The 15,616-nt window shown below is 72.7% G+C and carries 14 protein-coding genes; 6 read left to right on the top strand and 8 right to left on the bottom strand.

All coding sequences use genetic code 11. The features are described from left to right. Nucleotides 1-303: 303 nt before the first annotated feature. Nucleotides 304-951 carry a dienelactone hydrolase family protein gene (locus tag ACZ7GX_RS05545; protein ID WP_498773183.1) on the bottom strand — a complete coding sequence of 216 codons (648 nt, stop codon included), beginning with the start codon at nucleotides 949-951 and terminating at the stop codon, nucleotides 304-306. A 142-nt stretch (nucleotides 952-1,093) separates the two neighbouring features. Here ACZ7GX_RS05545 and ACZ7GX_RS05540 point away from each other — a divergent pair, with 142 nt between their 5' ends. Further along, nucleotides 1,094-1,324: a hypothetical protein gene (locus tag ACZ7GX_RS05540; RefSeq protein WP_498773181.1), complete on the top strand. Its 231-nt coding sequence runs from the start codon at nucleotides 1,094-1,096 to the stop codon at nucleotides 1,322-1,324. A gap of 162 nt (nucleotides 1,325-1,486) precedes the next feature. Here the strand turns inward: ACZ7GX_RS05540 and ACZ7GX_RS05535 are convergent, their stop codons facing one another. After that, nucleotides 1,487-2,404 (bottom strand): aminoglycoside phosphotransferase family protein, encoded by a 918-nt coding sequence (locus ACZ7GX_RS05535; RefSeq protein WP_498773179.1) that lies wholly within the window; start codon nucleotides 2,402-2,404, stop codon nucleotides 1,487-1,489. A 32-nt stretch (nucleotides 2,405-2,436) separates the two neighbouring features. Between ACZ7GX_RS05535 and ACZ7GX_RS05530 the strand changes: the two genes are divergently transcribed. Then, entirely contained in the window at nucleotides 2,437-3,507 is a 1,071-nt protein-coding gene (locus ACZ7GX_RS05530; RefSeq protein ID WP_498773177.1) for a DUF2332 domain-containing protein, read from the top strand. Here ACZ7GX_RS05530 and ACZ7GX_RS05525 read toward each other — a convergent pair. After that, nucleotides 3,504-4,484 carry a squalene cyclase gene (locus ACZ7GX_RS05525; protein ID WP_498773175.1) on the bottom strand — a complete coding sequence of 327 codons (981 nt, stop codon included), beginning with the start codon at nucleotides 4,482-4,484 and terminating at the stop codon, nucleotides 3,504-3,506. The two genes, ACZ7GX_RS05530 and ACZ7GX_RS05525, sit on opposite strands and share 4 nt — an antisense overlap. 9 nt (nucleotides 4,485-4,493) lie before the next feature. Beyond that, complete coding sequence (locus ACZ7GX_RS05520) at nucleotides 4,494-5,807, bottom strand: aminotransferase-like domain-containing protein (RefSeq protein WP_498773173.1); 1,314 nt, start codon at nucleotides 5,805-5,807, stop codon at nucleotides 4,494-4,496. A 96-nt stretch (nucleotides 5,808-5,903) separates the two neighbouring features. Between ACZ7GX_RS05520 and ACZ7GX_RS05515 the strand changes: the two genes are divergently transcribed. Then, entirely contained in the window at nucleotides 5,904-6,686 is a 783-nt protein-coding gene (locus tag ACZ7GX_RS05515) for an alpha/beta fold hydrolase (protein ID WP_498773171.1), read from the top strand. Here ACZ7GX_RS05515 and ACZ7GX_RS05510 read toward each other — a convergent pair. Together ACZ7GX_RS05510 and ACZ7GX_RS05505 are read right to left on the bottom strand one after the other, a co-directional pair. Further along, nucleotides 6,683-7,531: a serine/threonine-protein kinase gene (locus tag ACZ7GX_RS05510; protein WP_498773169.1), complete on the bottom strand. Its 849-nt coding sequence runs from the start codon at nucleotides 7,529-7,531 to the stop codon at nucleotides 6,683-6,685. The two genes, ACZ7GX_RS05515 and ACZ7GX_RS05510, sit on opposite strands and share 4 nt — an antisense overlap. A 394-nt stretch (nucleotides 7,532-7,925) precedes the next feature. Further along, complete coding sequence (locus tag ACZ7GX_RS05505) at nucleotides 7,926-8,876, bottom strand: lysyl oxidase family protein (protein ID WP_498773167.1); 951 nt, start codon at nucleotides 8,874-8,876, stop codon at nucleotides 7,926-7,928. A 214-nt stretch (nucleotides 8,877-9,090) separates the two neighbouring features. Between ACZ7GX_RS05505 and wecB the strand changes: the two genes are divergently transcribed. Further along, on the top strand, nucleotides 9,091-10,263 hold the full coding sequence (gene wecB / locus ACZ7GX_RS05500; protein WP_498773460.1) for a non-hydrolyzing UDP-N-acetylglucosamine 2-epimerase: 1,173 nt from the start codon (nucleotides 9,091-9,093) through the stop codon (nucleotides 10,261-10,263). On the opposite strand, the gene ACZ7GX_RS05495 is transcribed toward wecB, so the two are convergent. After that, on the bottom strand, nucleotides 10,181-11,491 hold the full coding sequence (locus ACZ7GX_RS05495; protein ID WP_498773165.1) for an FAD-dependent oxidoreductase: 1,311 nt from the start codon (nucleotides 11,489-11,491) through the stop codon (nucleotides 10,181-10,183). The two genes, wecB and ACZ7GX_RS05495, sit on opposite strands and share 83 nt — an antisense overlap. Further along, nucleotides 11,491-12,297 (bottom strand): glycosyltransferase, encoded by an 807-nt coding sequence (locus tag ACZ7GX_RS05490; protein WP_498773163.1) that lies wholly within the window; start codon nucleotides 12,295-12,297, stop codon nucleotides 11,491-11,493. The genes ACZ7GX_RS05495 and ACZ7GX_RS05490 overlap by 1 nt, the downstream gene beginning before the upstream one ends. 356 nt (nucleotides 12,298-12,653) lie before the next feature. Between ACZ7GX_RS05490 and ACZ7GX_RS05485 the strand changes: the two genes are divergently transcribed. Both ACZ7GX_RS05485 and ACZ7GX_RS05480 read left to right on the top strand, forming a co-directional pair. Continuing rightward, complete coding sequence (locus ACZ7GX_RS05485) at nucleotides 12,654-14,069, top strand: sugar transferase (RefSeq protein ID WP_498773161.1); 1,416 nt, start codon at nucleotides 12,654-12,656, stop codon at nucleotides 14,067-14,069. After that, on the top strand, nucleotides 14,051-15,550 hold the full coding sequence (locus ACZ7GX_RS05480) for a putative glycoside hydrolase family 15 protein (RefSeq protein WP_498773159.1): 1,500 nt from the start codon (nucleotides 14,051-14,053) through the stop codon (nucleotides 15,548-15,550). The genes ACZ7GX_RS05485 and ACZ7GX_RS05480 overlap by 19 nt, the downstream gene beginning before the upstream one ends. The last annotated feature ends 66 nt before the right edge of the window (nucleotides 15,551-15,616 follow it).

Below are 15,616 nucleotides of genomic sequence, written 5' to 3'. Positions count from 1 at the left end.
CACTTGGGTCGCACGCACGTCGAGGCGCATTCTCCGGTGTGGTGGCATGATGATCAGGGATGGCGACTGGCCTACCTGGCCACGACCCCTCCGAGCCTGGAACGGAGGCCGAGCGATCTTCCACCTCCCACCCCGAACCAGGTCCCCCAATGGGGTGATCCTGAAAATGCCCTCAAAGAAAACACCGTTATCGCCAACCTCGAACGTCGGTTGAAACAACGAGGCCGGCAACCAACCGCCGCACCGCCGACCAGACCCTCGGACCGCGCTGATCCTGCAAGGCTCACATCAGCGGACCCGGGATCAGAGGAAGTCCCGGAACCACGAACCCGCCAGCTGCGCGACCTGGTCCAACGCCCCCGGCTCCTCGAACAGGTGTGTCGCGCCCTCCACCACCTCGAGCCGCCACAGCACCGCCAACTCCTCCGCCGCCGCACGGTTCAGCTCCAGGACCTCCTCGTCACGACCGCCGACCACCAGCAACGTCGGCGCGCGCACCCGCGACAACGCCCGCCCAGCCAAGTCCGGCCGACCGCCCCGCGACACGACCGCCCTCACCAGGTACGTCCCGGCCGCCGCGACCAACGCCGCCGCCGCGCCCGTGCTCGCACCGAACAGCCCGATCGGCAACCCCCGCGTCGCCGGCGCCCGCGAAGTCCACTCCACCGACGCCGCCACCCGCTCCGCCAGCAACCCGATGTCGAACCGCAGCCGCCCGGTGACCCGGTCCTCCCGCTCCTCGCGCTCCGTCAGCAGGTCGAGCAGCAGCGTCGCGTAGCCGTCCCGCCGCAACGACTCCGCCACGGCCTGGTTGCGCCCGCTGTGCCGCGAGCTGCCCGAACCGTGCGCGAACACCACCACCCCGGCCGGATCGGACGGCACGCCGAGGTCAGCGGCCAGGTCGACACCCCAGGCGTCGACCGACACCGCCATCGTGCCGCTCCTCGTCATGCCCTCGAGGTTTCACCGGCGCACGCGCGAGCAAACGAGCAGTGTCCGATCGGGGCACACGGGTAACCCGTCTGTGTGCCCCCTGCCCGGCACGGGAGGAGCGACCATGGCCGACGAACGAGCGCACGCCCGAGGAGGACCGATGTCCGAGCAACAAGAGGCGATCGAGCCGCGATGGGGCACGGGCGAGGGCCACGGCCTGCGACGCGACTCCGAAACACCCGGCCCGCAGTTCTCCGCGCCCGACGACGACGGCGACTTCATCGACGAGGAACCGACCTCGATCGCCGACGAAGCCGGGTCGAACTACCTGCGCGGCCCCGAGGACGCGGCCATGCACATCGAGGACGAGGACGGCCGCCCTCTCGAATGACCTGATCAGGTGACCGCGCCACGATCAAGTGATCCCCGATCGGGCACGCTCAACGCATCGGGCGCCCGCGTGCCCCCGCGTGCCACGGACCCGACGGCGCGCGCGAACTGCTCGGCGCCGCCCTGTGTACCTGCTCGCGGTGGTGGGCGCGTACTCGTTGGTTCATGCCACCAGAACGCGGTCCAGCGCGGCGTGACCCGCGGGTTCCCAGGTCGGTTTGCCGCCGGCGAGGCCGAGCCGGCCGTTGCGCCCGATCCCGATCAGGACCAGGGCGCGCAGGACGGCCCAACCGCGGGCCCGGGTGACGGTCGCTTCGTCGGCCTGCCCGTAGGCGTCGAAGAACCGGCCCGCCGCGCCGGCGGGCAGCAGGACCCAAGCGGCGGCGAGGTCGGTGGCGGGGTCGCCCGCGCACAGCTCGCCGAAGTCGATCACCCCGGTGAGCGTCCCGTCGCGGACGACGACGTTCGCCGGGTGCAGGTCACCGTGCAGCCACCGCGGCGCGCCCGGCCAGTCGGGCGCCGCCACGGCCTTCTCCCACACCTCACGCGCGCGGTCGGCGCCCGGGTGGTCGGCGATCAGCTCGAACCAGCCGTCGATCCCGTCGCGCAACCCGACCAGGGGGATGCCGCGGGTGGGGTTGACCGGCGCGTCGGCGGGCGCGGGTTCGTGCAGCGCGCGGAGGAACTCCGCGAGGACGTCGGCCGCCTCGACGCGGGTGATCGGCGTGTGGTCGGCAGGCTCGCCCTCGACCCAGCGCGCGACCGTCCAGGTGTCCCCGAACAGGTTCGAAGGTCTGCCGAGGCGCACCGGGACGGGCGTGGGCAGCGGCAGGCGGTCGGCCAGCACCGGCAGCCACGTCTGCTCGGCGTGCAGCATGGCGGGCCCGCGATCGGTGCGCGGCAAGCGCACGGCCAGCTCGTCCCCGAGCCGCCACACCTGGTTGCCCCAGCCCCCGTCGACGTCCCGGAGTTCGAGGTCCGCGAGGTCCGGGTGCTGATCCCGCAGCAGCGCCCGGACCAGGTCCTGGTCGAACGTGACGTCCCCCATCACCGAGGCCCCGATCGCCGCATGGCCGGGCACGCTAGCACCGGCCGACCGGTAAGATCGCCGGGATGCCAGGTCGAGCGCGGGCCCGCACGCTCGCCGAGGTGTACCGGCGGTTCGGCGACGCCGACGCCGGGACTTCGCCGTTGCACGGGCGCGTCGCCGTCGCCCTGAGCGGGTCCGACGCGGCGTTGCGCGCCATCGAGTCGGCGCCGGCGCGCAAGCGGCACCCCGCGGTGATCCTCGCCGCGCTGCACGACCTCGCCCTCGCCGGCCACGCCCCGGCGCTCGCCGCCGCCTATGCCGCCGGGGACGGCGACGCCGCCGCCGACGCCGCGATCGACGCGCTGCTGCGCCTGACCGGCCCGGTCGTGGACCTCGCCGTGCACCGGCGGCCCCGCACCGACGAAACCGGGCGCGGCGCGGTGCTGTACCCGGCCATCGCCGAGGCGGCACGGCGGGTGGGCGCGAACGCGGTCGGGCTGATCGACGTGGGCTGCTCGGCCGGCCTCAACCTCACCGTCGACCGCGTCGGCATCACCTACGACAACGGGGACCTGCTGGGCGACCCGTCATCTCCTGTGCAGGTGTCGGCCTCGACCGTGGGCGGCCGGCCCGTCCCGACACAGGCGCTACCCGAGGTCGTCGCCAAGGTGGGCGTCGACCTCGATCCGCTCGACGTGACGGACCCGGACGACGCCCGCTGGTTGCGCGCCTGCCTGCCACCCGACGAGCCGGCGCGGCTCGCGAGGCTCGAAGCGGAGATCGCGTTGGCGGCGACGGACCCTCCGCTGCTGCTGCGCGGTGACGCCGTCGACGTGCTGCCCGACGCCGTCGCCCTGGTACCGGCGGACGCGCTGCCGGTCGTCACCACGACGTGGGCGCTGTCGCGGTTCCCGCCGGAGAGCCGGACGCGCTTCCTGCACCGCCTCCACGAAGCGGCGGCGGACCGGCCGGTGGCGTGGGTGTCGGTGGAAGGGGTCGGGGTCGCACCGTCGGTACCGACCCTCGGCGATCGGCGCGCCTCCGGCCACAGCATCATCGGCGTGGCGGTGTCCCACGGGTCGACCCGGCACGCCGAGGCCGTCGGCCGCTGCTGGTCGCGCGGCCGGCTGCTGGCGTGGCTGGCGGAGCCCTAGTGCGCTGACCCGCCGTGGGCGTCCCACCAGTCCAGCACGCGGGTCCCGTACAGGGTCAGCCACTTCGACGGCTCCCCCGCCGGCACGTCGCCCTCGAACCACACGCGTCCGGGGTGCCTGCGGGCCTGGAGCCACGTGCCGTCGGGCTGCCGCTCGGCGCGGACGAGCTCGATCGCGTCGGCCAGGCGCGGGTCCGGCGGGGTGCCGTCGAGCAGCCAGACCTGGCGGAAGTACTCGGCCGCGTTGAGCACGTTGTAGTACCAGCGGAACGGGTAGGAGAAGCGGTTCACCCACGGCGCCACCGGCTCGCCCGTGGACAGCCGGCGGAACAGCCCGCGGGCCAGCAGGTACTCCTCCCCGGCACGGCGGGCGGCACGCGTCGCTTCCGTGCCGCCGGTCGCGGCGTCGTAGGCGAGCAGTCCCTTGAGGGAGTTGAGGGTCGAGTGGAACGACGACCGCGTCGAGCCCTCGACCCACTCGCAGTTCCAGCCGCCGTCGGGCAGGCGGTGCTCGACGAACCAGTCCACGATGCCGGTGACGTCCGCGCCCAGCCACAGGCCGTTCTGGACCGTCCACGCGTTGATGCAGCAGTCGACCTCGCCGCCCCAGTACGGCAGGTCGTCGTACTCCCAGCGGCAGTTGCGCTCCAGCAGCTCGGCCGTGCGGCGTTCGCGCAGGACCGCGGCGTCCAGGCCCCACTCCCGCAACGAGCACAGCGTCCACGTCGTCGCGGTCCACGGCTGGCCGGCGCCCTCGGCGGCTTCCGGGCCGTGGAAGTCGAAGCCGGCGGGGAAGAACGCGCCGCCCGCCCACTGGCCGTCCGGGTCTTGGAGCGCGAGCAGGCGTGCGCCGAAGCCCTCGGTCGCGATCCTGGCCCGCGTCGCCTCCCAGACCTCGGGCGGTTCGCCGACGAGGTCGCGCTCGACCTGCCAGCGCAGCGCCGGATCGGCGTCGAGCAGCCAAGGCACCCTGGTCATGGCGTGACCCTAGTCGACCTGCTCGTCCTCGGGGCTGCCTTCGGCGAGCGCGGCGAGCACGTCCAGCGCGGCGGCCAGGGTCGGCGTCGACGCGGAGGCGAGGGCGAGGCGGACTGCGTTGGGCGCGTGGCCGGGCCCGACCGCGAACGCGGCGGCGGGCGTGATGGCGATGCCCCGCCGTGCCGCGGCGGCGACGAACGTCTCGGCCCGCCACCGGTCCGGCAGCCGCCACCAGCAGTGGTAGGAGCCGGGGTCGGCGCTGATGTCGAAGCCCGCCAGGCGGGCGCGCACGAGCTGCTGCCGTTCGTGCGCGAGGGCGCGTTTGCGGTCCACTACGGACTCCACGGTGCCGTCGACGAGCCACTCGGTCGCGGCGGCGAGCGCGAAGTGGCCGACGGCCCAGCCGCCGGAGCGCGCGGCGGCGGCGACCCGGTCGACCAGGTGTCCGGGCGGCACGGCGAACCCGACCGTCAGGCCGGGCGCGAGGCGCTTGGACAGGCTGTCCACCACGGTGGTGCGCTCGGGCGCGAGCGGCGGCAGGTCGGGGCCCAGGAAGGCGTAGATGGCGTCCTCGATCACCTGGACGTCCAGGTCGCGCACGGTGTCGGCGAGCTCGGCGCGGCGTCGTTCGGGCATCGTGGTGCCGAGCGGGTTGTGCAGGGTCGGCTGGAGGTAGACCGCGCGCACGTCGGCCGCGCGCACGGCCTTCGGCAGCACGCCCGCGTCGTCCACCGGCAGCGGCACGAGCGTGACGCCCAGCCTGGTCGCGATCGCCTTCACCACCGGGTAGGTGACGGCCTCCACCCCGAGCCGCCCGCCGACCGGCACCAGCGCCGACACCGCGGCCGCGATCGCCTGCCTGCCGTTGCCGGTGAACAGGATGCGGCGCTCGTCCGGCGCCCACCCGCCCCGTGCCAGCGTGCGTGCGACGGCCGCGCGTGCTTCGGGCGTGCCGCGGACACCGACCGGCCCGAGCGCGTCGCCGAGGCCGTGCCGGACGAGCCGGTCGAGGCCGGGAGCCAGCAGGGCCGGCTGGTCGGGCAGCACGCAGAAGTTCAGCTCCAGGTCGACCCGCGCGCCGCCCGGCTCGGCCAGCGCGGGCTCGACCGGTGGCCGGGTGGCCCTCACGAACGTGCCGCGGCCGACCTCGCCGACCGCGAGCCCGCGTCGGATCAGCTCGCCGTACACGCGGGCGGCCGTGGAGCCCGCGATGCGGTGCCTGCGGGCGAACGCGCGTTGCGGGGGCAGGCGGTCACCCGGCTTGAGCCGGCCGGCCGCCACCTCGGCGGCGAGCCGGTCGGCGATCAGGCGGTAGTCCGCCACGCGGGCACCCCACATTGCACCGAGAGCATTGTTTTCATTGCACCGGCCATGGTGGCCTTCCTAGGCTGCTGCCGTCAACCGGCGCAAGGGGAGGTCATGCGGGTCAACGACATCGACATCGCTTACGACGACGAGGGCGACGGCGTCCCGGTGCTGCTCGTGCACGGCCACCCGTTCAACCGGACGATGTGGCGGCCGCAGGTGGAACGGCTCCGCTCCCGTTACCGGGTCATCGCACCCGACCTGCGGGGATATGGCGAGACGACGGTCGTGCCGGGCACGACGCCGTGGGGCGTGTTCGCCGACGACCTGATCGGCCTGCTCGACCGCCTCGACCTGGACCGGGTGGTGGTGTGCGGGCTGTCGATGGGCGGCCAGATCGCCATGGAATTGCACCGATCGCACCCGTCACGGGTCCGTGCGCTCGTGCTGGCGGACACGTTCCCCGAGGCGGACACGACGGCGAGCGCTGACTTGAAGCGCGAGCTGGCGTCACGCGTGCTGCGCGAGGGCATGGGCCCCTACGCCGACGAGGTGCTGGACAAGATGATCTCGCCGCACAACGTCGTCGCCCTGCCGGCCGTCGCCGAGCACGTGCTGGGGATGATGCGCGGCACGTCGCCGGAAGGCGCGGCGGCGGGGTGGCGCGGGCGTGCGGAACGGCCCGACTACCTCGAGTCGCTGGCCCGCGTCGCCGTGCCCGCGCTCGTGGTCGTCGGCGAGGAGGACGAGTACACGCCGGTCGCCGTGGCCGAGCGGATGCACGCGACCATCCCCGGTTCGGCGCTCGCGGTGATCCCCGGGGCGGGCCACCTGCCCAACCTCGAACGGCCGGCGGAGTTCACCGACGCGGTCGAGCGGTTCCTGGCGGCGCTCTAGGCGGGGCGGGCGGGCGTCCGGACACCGCAGAGGAGCCGGTCGCGCGGCAGGGCGGCCGGTGCGGGGCGCAGCTTGTCGGCGACCTGGGCGGCCGTGGGGCGGCGACGGGGGGACAGCGAGGTCATCTGCGCGAGCAGGCGGGCCAGGCCGGCGGGCACGTCGTGCGGCACGTGGGGCGGGCGGTGCAGGCGGGCGACGGCGGCCTCGACCCGGTCGCCCTGGTACTCGCGGTAGCCGGTCAGGCACTCCAGCAGGAGCAGGCCGAGCGCGTAGACGTCCGCGGGCGGGCCGACCTCGTCGCCGCGCACCTGCTCCGGCGCCAGGTAGGCGGCGGTGCCGACGACCTCGCTGGTCTTGGTGATGCGGGTCGAGCCGAGCGAGCGGGCCAGGCCGAAGTCGGCGAGGTAGGCGGTGTCGGAGCCGTCGAGCAGGACGTTCGACGGCTTCACGTCGCGGTGCACGACCTGCTGTTCGTGCACGTGGGCGAGGGTGTCGGCGAGCTGGTGGCCGAGGGCGCGCACCTGCGCGGGCGTGAACGTGCCGTCCAGCAGCCGGTCGCGCACCGTCGTGCCTTCGACCAACTGCATGACCACGAACGACGTCCCCTCGCACGTGCCGACGTCGTAGACCGACAGCAGCCCGGGGTGCGACAGCCCGGCCAGCGTGCGGACCTCGTTGTCGAACCGACGCCCGTCCACCTCGTCGCCGTCGAACACCTTGACCGCCACGAACCGCCGGAGCAGCAGGTCCCACCCCCGGTGCACCTCGGCCGCGCCACCCGCGCCGAGCCTGCCCGCCAACCGGTAGCGACCTTCGAGCACTCGGTTCTCGGTGGCCAACGACATGGCCCCACCCTTCGGTCGCCGATCCGGACGTCTGGCGAATTCCCGCACGGCGACGACGCCAAACGCCGGCGTCACCGGGCAGAGATTTCTCCTCAGAGGACATCCAGGCGAGGCGCGGCGCCGGCCCGTTCGAGGGCTTGTGCCACGTCGGGCCGCGGGGTCGGGGCGGGCGACGGCTGGACCGGTGGCGGCGGAGCGGCCGGCCGCACAAGCCGCTCGCACGCCACCCACCAACTCGACGGCCCGGGGGTGCTCGGCGCATCGGCCGTGCACGTGCCTCAGCGGGCCCTCCGACAGCCCTCTCGGCAAGTCCCTCAGCCGACCCCCGAACAGCCCCCGCGGCAAGTCCCTCAGCCGATCACCCCACCGACCGGTCAGCCGGGCGCTCGGCACCTCAGTCGCGCAGGGTGGCGCACTGTTCCGTTCCGACGCAGTTCCGCAGCAGCCGCACCTGCGGCGGGAGGGTGATCGTGGCCGGCGGGTCGATGGCGTTGCCCGGCCAGCGGATCGAGACGGTCATGGCCGAGGCGTTGTTCGCGTACGACTTCTCGACCAGGGTGCGGTCGCCGTTGACGATGTTCACCACGTCGTAGACCCCCGACGGCACCTTGCTGATGTCCAGCCACTGGAAGTCGACCGTGTGCGGGTAGTCGTCGCCCGATCCGACCGAGATGCCCTGCACCACGCTCAACGCCTCCGGCTCGTGGTGGCCGCACCGGTTCTTCCGCAACAACGCCGCCAACTTCCCCTGCGGGGTGTCGTCCAGGGCCGGCCGGTTCGGCACGCGGCCGTCGACCCCGTACCGGTCGCCGAGGCAGAAGCCGTTCTTCCGGTCGGTCACCACCGTGTCACCCGAGAGCGTGCGGAGTTGGAAGTGCTCGAAGCCGAGCAGGTGCCAGTGCTCGTGCGTCGCCGCCGGCTCGTAGTACATGGTGGCGGGGATCGGGTGCTGCGCCCGCGCGTAGTCCATCGGGATCGAACCGTCCACAGCGGACTGGAACGCCTGCCGCGCCGCCATCTCCCGCTGCCCGACGCCACCCCGGCTGCCGTGGATCAGCAGCGGCCCGTCGCCGATGTTGTCCGCCGATGTGGTGAACCTCAACCGGACTGCCCCGATCGGGCCCACCTGCACGCACTCGCCGTTCGGCGCGGCCGGGTCGGCCACCGGGCACACGTCCCAGTCGACGCACCGCGACGGGTCGCCGGAGAACCCGCCGGCGCACCCCACCGGCGCCTGCCGGAGGTCGGGCAGCAGCACGGTCCGGGACGCCTGAGCGTGCGCAGGGCCCACCAACCCCGCGACGAGCAACGCCGTGGTGATCAAGGCCGCGTGTCTTCGCAACATCGGAAATCCGTCCACTCCAGAATGATCCACTCACCAATCTACTGAGCCACACCGACAACTCGGCCCCTACCACCGCCAGGTTCACTCGATCGACTGAGCCACAACGGAAATCGGCCCCTGGGACTCTAACCTTCACCGCGATCGCGCCCCGGGCGCGCGTCATCCGCGACTGGAGGTGGGTCCGATAGACCAGGGAGTTCCCGGCACCGTCACGATGGTGTGCGGCACCAGGCCGGAGCTGATCAAGCTCGCGCCGCTGATCCGCGTGATGGGGGCCGACGCCACCGTCGTCTACACCGGACAGCACTACGACACCGCGATGTACCACCGGATCCGGCAGGACATCGGCCGCCCGGGCCGGTTCCACGAGCTGGCCGTCGGCGGCGGCAGCCGCGGCGGCCAGCTCGGCGCGGCCATCGCGGCGGTGGACGAGCTGCTGGCGCAGCACCCGACCAGGGCGGTGATCGTGCAGGGCGACACGACCTCCGCGCTCGCGGGCGCGTTGGCCGCCAACGCCAACGACGTGCCGCTGGTGCACGTCGAGGCGGGTCTGCGCAGCTACGACCGGGCGATGCCCGAGGAGCACAACCGGGTCGCCATCGACCACCTCGCCGACCTGTGCTGCGCGCCGACCTCGCTCAACCACGCCAACCTGCTGGCCGAGAGCGTCCCCGAGGAGCGCATCGCGATCACCGGCAACACCGTGGTCGAGGCCCTCCAGACCGCTTTGCCCGGGCATGACGAGGAGGCCGTCGTCCTGGCCGCGCACGAGCTCGAGCGCGACGGCTACGTGCTGGCCACGGTCCACCGGCCGGAGAACGTGGACGACCCGGCCAACCTGGAGACGATCCTGCGCGAGCTGAACCGCCTGCCGCTGCCGGTGGTGCTGCCCCTGCACCCGCGCACGGCCAAGCGGGTCGAGGCGTTCGGCCTCACCGCCCTGCTGCGCCGGCTCAAGGTCGTCGAGCCCCAGGCGTACCCGGCGTTCCTGGCGCTGGCCCGGTGCGCCGCCGTGGTCGTGTCCGACTCCGGCGGCATCCAGGAGGAGGTCAGCGTCCTCAAGCGGCCGGTGGTCGTGGTGCGCCGCAGCACGGAACGCCCCGAGATCGAGGGCACGTTCGGCACCCTGGTGCCGCCGGGGCCGCGGGTGTGCGCGGAAGTGCTGCGGTGGCTGGACGACGTGGCGGGCCACCGGGAACGCCTGGAGCACATCCCGTCGCCCTACGGCACCGGCTCGCCGTCCGCCCGGATCGCCGACGCGCTCCGGCAGCTGGTCCGCGGCGAACCGGTGCACGCCCGGCGGCTCAGCCCGGAACAGGTTGTGGTGCCTCCGCCAGCCTCGCGGCGACCCGTCGCGCGAGTCCCGCACTCGAGTTCCAGCTCGTGACGTCCGGGTAGACGTGCGCGGTGGTCGCCAGCAGCAGCGGGGTGCCGGCGACCACCACGGGCGGCCGGCGCGCCAGGTACCCGAGCGGGTACACCGGTTCCACGAACGGTGCCTTGAACACCCGCACGTCGTCCACGTCCTCGCGGCACAACGCGGGGTGCAGGGCCAGCAGCTGCGAGGTCCACCGCGCCGCGATCGCCGCGTCGTCCTCCTGGAACAGCGCGGACTCCCGGTCGGTGTACCGCATCGCGTAGACGAGGTGCCGCCCGTCGTACCGCTCCACGCCCGCGAGCGACGTCATCTGGATCAGGCCGTCGAACTCCGTGCCGGACCGCACCACCGGCGTCCAGTAGTGCCCGGACAACGGTCGCCGCAAGAAGAACAGCGCGTTCACCACGCCCTGGTACGGCAACCGCACGTCGGGCAGCCGCGCGGCCAGGTCCTCGTCGGCGAGCCGCCGCAGCAGCGGCAGGGGCAGCGTCGACACGACGTGGTCCGCCGACACCGACTCGCCGCCGTCCAGGGTGATCCGCATCCGCCCGCCGGTCACGCCCATCCGCCGCACCGGCGCGTCCAGCCGCACCACGCCGCCACCGGCCTCGATCGAGGCCCTGAGCGCGTCGATCACGGCCCGGTAGCCGCCTTCGGGGTACCCGCGCACCGACACGGCGCCTTCACGCCCCAGGCGCTGCCACAGGTACAGCGCGGGCACGTCGCCGAAGCGCGCGCCGAACTTCGCGCCGAACAGCGGCGCGAGCAGCAGCTCCCACACCCGGTCGCCGTACAGGCCGCGCAACCAGTCCTCGGTGCGCGTGCGGTCGAGGTCCTTGCCCTTGCCCAACCGCCGCAGCAGCACCGAGACCGCGCCGAACCTCAGCCGGTCGGGAACGCCCAACGGGGTGAACTTGAGCAGGTCCAGCGCCGTGTTGAACGGGAACGCGCGACCGTCCACGACCATGCCCATCCGGGTCGGCCGCCAGCTGATCGAGTCGCGCAGCCCGAGCTCGCCGAGCAGGTCGAGCAGGTGGTCGTCGGTCGGCATCACGCAGTGGTAGAAGCGCTCCACCCAGCGGTCGCGCCACGCGAAGAACGTGCCGAGCCCGCCGAGCTGGTCGCTGCCCTCCAGCAACGTCACCCGCGTGCCGGCGCGCACCAGCCGGTGCGCGGTGGCCAGGCCGCAGATGCCGCCGCCGACCACCACGACGTGCCCGCGCTCCGCCCGCCGCATCACAGCGCCCGGTACGGCGCGGGCGTGAGCCGGTCGCGGACCAGCAGCTTCGCGTACTGCCCGACGGTGCGGGCGATCCGGATCTTGCTGGGGCCGTGCTTGCGGTCGTAGCGCAGGGCCAGCGGCACCTCGGTGACGACCGGCCGGCAGTGCCGCAGCTTGAGCAGCAGCTCGACCATGCAGGCGAACCCGCGCTCCTCGATCAGCCGCTCGCCCCAGTGCCGCTCGGCGCGGGCCAGCAGGCTGACCCGGTAGGCGCGGAAGCCGCTGGTGCAGTCGCGGACGCCGTCGAGGCGCAGCACGCGGCGGAACAGCACGGCCGCGCCGCGCGACAGCAGCCGGCGCAGCGGTGGGGCGGTCGCGTCGTCGCCGCCGTCGACGAACCGGGAGCAGATCACCACGTCCGCGCCGGCCGCGATCTCCCGCTCCATCCGGTCGATGAGGGCCGGGTCGTGGGTGTCGTCGGCGTCCATCACCACGACGACGTCCTCGTCGCCCGCCTCGGACAGCACGGCGCGCAGCCCCGATCGGACGGCCTGGCCGAGGCCGAGGTTGACCGGGTGGCTGACCAGCCGCACGTCCAGGCCGGGCCACCCCTCGGCGACGACCTCGGCGGTGCCGTCGGACGAGCCGTCGTCGACGACCCAGGCGGTGATCTTGCCGGCGAGGGTCGCGTCGGCGAGCCGGGTCAGCAGCGGCGGCAGCGAGGCCGCCTCGTTGTAGGCGGGCAGCACGACGTGGGCGCGGGCGTGGGTGCGCGCGCCGTCGGAAAGGGCCCGTCCGCCCTGTTCCGACGTGGCGCGCACGTCTTCTTCATCGACGCTCAATGGGCCCCATTTCACTGGATGGCGGATGACGGTCCAGAATTATTCGCCTCCGGACCGCGACGGGATTCGACCACCCCGGGGGCATCTCGTCGCGCGTCTGGCTGAATTACCGCAGAAGCCGAGCCCGACCGTCACCAGAAAGGAGAACGGTGATCACCGAAAGAGTGAATTAGGTCCTCAAAATCACGCTTGATACACACCGAGTGAGCAGAGAGGCCCGTTCGGATGGTCTCGAACGGGTGACCAAATAATCGGGTTCATGGTGGGAAGGACGTCGTCCGAATGTGGTGTGGCGTGGACGGGACGCGCTCGGTCCCTGGCAAGGGCGGTCCGAGGTGAACGGGGTCGGCTCGGCGACCACCCCGACCCTGGTGTCGCGGTGGCGGCAGCAGAGGCCCCGCGAGGCCGCGGGGTCGGACCTGCTGCGGCGGGTGAACGCGGTGGCGGTGCTGCTGGTCGCGGTGGACGCGACCGCGGTGGCCGCGGTGGCGGCCCGGTACTCGCCGGGTGCGGGGTGGACCGCGGTGGTGGCGGCGGCGCTGCTCGGCGTGCGGGCCGCGTGCCGGCTGTACCGGCGGCGGCTGTGGCTGTCCTGGTTCCACGACCTGCCGCGCTCGGTCGGCGCGACGGCCGTGGCGTTCGCCCTGGTCACGCTGGCCGGCCTGGTCAGCGGCGCGCCGCCGGCCACCACCCTGGCCACGCAGTGGGCGGTGCTGGCGTTCGCCGCGCTGAGCGAACCGGCGCGGCTGCTCGTGTTCGCGTTCGGCCGCTGGTGCCGGCGCAAGTACGACCGCTGCGACCGCACGATCGTGGTCGGCGCCGGGAAGGTCGGCGTCGACCTGGTCGGCGCGATGCTGGCGCACCCGGAGTTCGGCCTGCGCCCCGTCGGGTTCGTCGACCCGGAGCCGGCGCTGGACCGCACGGCCCTGCCGGTCGCGCTGATGGACGAGGCCCTGGCCGACGCGATCACCCGGTTGGGTGTCGGCACGGTCGTGCTGGCGTTCTCGCACGCCCGCGAGTCGTCGGTGGTCGACTCGGCCATCACCGCGCACCGGCTCGGCTGCACCACCCTGGTCGTGCCCCGGATGTTCGAGCTGTACCAGGACGGGCCGGACATCGAACGGCTGCGCAGCTACCCGCTGATGCGGCTGGGCACCGCGCCGACCAGCAGGCCGAGCTGGTGGGTCAAGCGCGCCATGGACGTGCTGCTGGCCGCCGTGGCGCTGGTCGTGCTGTCCCCGGTGATCGCGCTGTGCGCGCTGGCCGTGCTGCTGGAGAGCGGCCGGCCGGTGATCTTCCGACAGGTCCGGGTCGGGATGGATGATCAGCCGTTCGTGCTCTACAAGCTGCGCAGCGTGAGAATGAACGGCGAAGACGATTCCCAAGTCACCTGGTCGGTGGTCGGAGATCGCCGGGTCGGGCCAGTCGGACGTTTTCTGCGTAGCAGTTCGCTGGACGAACTCCCCCAGTTGTGGAACATCATCAAGGGCGACATGTCCATCGTCGGACCACGCCCGGAGCGACCCGGTTTCGTCCGCGAATTCTCGGCCATCCACGAGCTATACTGGGCCCGGCACCGAGTTCCGACGGGGCTGACCGGGCTCGCGCAAGTGCACGGGCTGCGGGGTGACACGTCGATTGTCGACAGGTCTCGATACGACAACTACTACATAGCCAACTGGTCGTTGTGGCTGGACGTGAAAATCCTGTTGCAGACGGTGGGTGAGCTGTTGTGCCGAAGGAATCGCTGAACCGGCGACGATCCCGCCGCGTCCTCGGCCTGGTGTGCGCGGTCGCGCTCCTGGTGCCGAGCGCGGCGTGCACGACGACCGCCGCCGCGGGCAGACCGACGCCACCGCACGCCCCGCTCGGTCCCGTGCCGAAGCCGCTCGCGCCGTGCGGCTGGTGGTACGGCATCGGCGAGCCGCCGACCGGCCGGGACATCACGTTCGCCGCGCAGCACTACAGCCTGGTCGTGCTCAACGCGACCGAGACGTCGTCGCTGCGCCGGCTCAAGCAGCTCAACCCGAAGATCAAGGTGCTGGTCTACAAGGACTTCTCCAGCGCGCGCAACTACCCCGGCGCGGTCAACGGCGAGGTGGACGCGCCGTTCCTGCCGACCGGCATCGGCTACTTCAAGGCCCACCGCGAGAACCCGAACTGGTTCGCGGTGGACACCAAGGACAACCGGATCGAGTGGAACTCCTACCCGAAGCACTGGCAGATGACCGTGTGGGACCCGGCCTACCAGAAGGCGTGGAGCGAGGCGGTCACCGCCGAGGTGGTGCGCGAGGGCTGGGACGGCGTGCTGGCCGACAACGACTTCAGCTCCCTGAAGTACTACTCCTCGGCCGTGCTCAAGGGCGCGGAGGACGCGGCCGAGTCCGACCGGATGATCCGCGAGGGCATGGACACGTTCCTCACCACGGCCGGTGACGCCCTGCACAAGGCCGGGAAGATGCTGATCCCGAACGTGTCCGAATCCCACCTGACCGCGGGAAGGTGGACGGCGCACTCGCGCTACGACGGCGCGATGGAGGAGAACTTCGGCCTGCGCGACACCGGCACGGGTGAACTGCTCACCTTCAAGGGCAACGAGTGGAAGGAGCTGCGGTCGCAAGCCGCCCTCGGCGAGACGTGGCTCCTGCTGATCACCCACACCAAGGGCGCCAGGGAGGAACGAGTCGGCTACGCCACCGCGGCCCTGCTGGCGAGCCCGCACACGTGCTGGTCCGGCGCGACCACCAAGGACTACCGCAACCCCGACTGGTCGCGCTACCAGGACGCCCCCTTGGGCGAGGCGACGGAAACCGCGAACCGCCTCCCCTCCGGCGTGTGGGACCGACGCTTCACCGGCGGCTACGTGGCCGTGAACCCGACCGGACAACCCGCGAGGGTCACACCCCCACCGGGCCTGGTCAACATCGACGGCGGCGCCGCCGCCCCGGCCACGATCGAGATCGCCGCCGGCGACGCCATCGTCCTCGTCAACCCAACCCACATCACCACCACCGCCGCAACAGCCACCACCAGCTCAACCACCACCACCAACCCCGCCACCACCAACCCCGCCACCACAAACCCAAGCACCACCAACCCATCCACCACCAACCCGTCGACCACCAGCCCACCCACCACGAACCCATCCACCACCACCAACCCAACTACCACCAACCCCGTCGTCACCACCCCGACCACCTCACCACCCGACCCATCACCCCCTCCCTCCTAACCACCCCTCCCTCTAACCACCGCCTCACAACCGCCTCACAACCGCCATCACCCCTCACCCGACCTC

The organism is Actinosynnema sp. NPDC037264 (assembly GCF_055603705.1).
This window is presented reverse-complemented; position numbering and strand designations above follow the sequence as displayed.

Coding starts and splice junctions, on each gene's coding strand:
- ACZ7GX_RS05525 (WP_498773175.1), bottom strand. CDS start 4,484: ATGACCAGGGTGCCTTGGCTGCTCGACGCCGATCCGGCGCTGCGCTGG.
- ACZ7GX_RS05540 (WP_498773181.1), top strand. CDS start 1,094: ATGTCCGAGCAACAAGAGGCGATCGAGCCGCGATGGGGCACGGGCGAG.
- ACZ7GX_RS05545 (WP_498773183.1), bottom strand. CDS start 951: ATGACGAGGAGCGGCACGATGGCGGTGTCGGTCGACGCCTGGGGTGTC.
- ACZ7GX_RS05530 (WP_498773177.1), top strand. CDS start 2,437: ATGCCAGGTCGAGCGCGGGCCCGCACGCTCGCCGAGGTGTACCGGCGG.
- wecB (WP_498773460.1), top strand. CDS start 9,091: ATGGTGTGCGGCACCAGGCCGGAGCTGATCAAGCTCGCGCCGCTGATC.
- ACZ7GX_RS05495 (WP_498773165.1), bottom strand. CDS start 11,491: ATGCGGCGGGCGGAGCGCGGGCACGTCGTGGTGGTCGGCGGCGGCATC.
- ACZ7GX_RS05505 (WP_498773167.1), bottom strand. CDS start 8,876: ATGTTGCGAAGACACGCGGCCTTGATCACCACGGCGTTGCTCGTCGCG.
- ACZ7GX_RS05515 (WP_498773171.1), top strand. CDS start 5,904: ATGCGGGTCAACGACATCGACATCGCTTACGACGACGAGGGCGACGGC.
- ACZ7GX_RS05510 (WP_498773169.1), bottom strand. CDS start 7,531: ATGTCGTTGGCCACCGAGAACCGAGTGCTCGAAGGTCGCTACCGGTTG.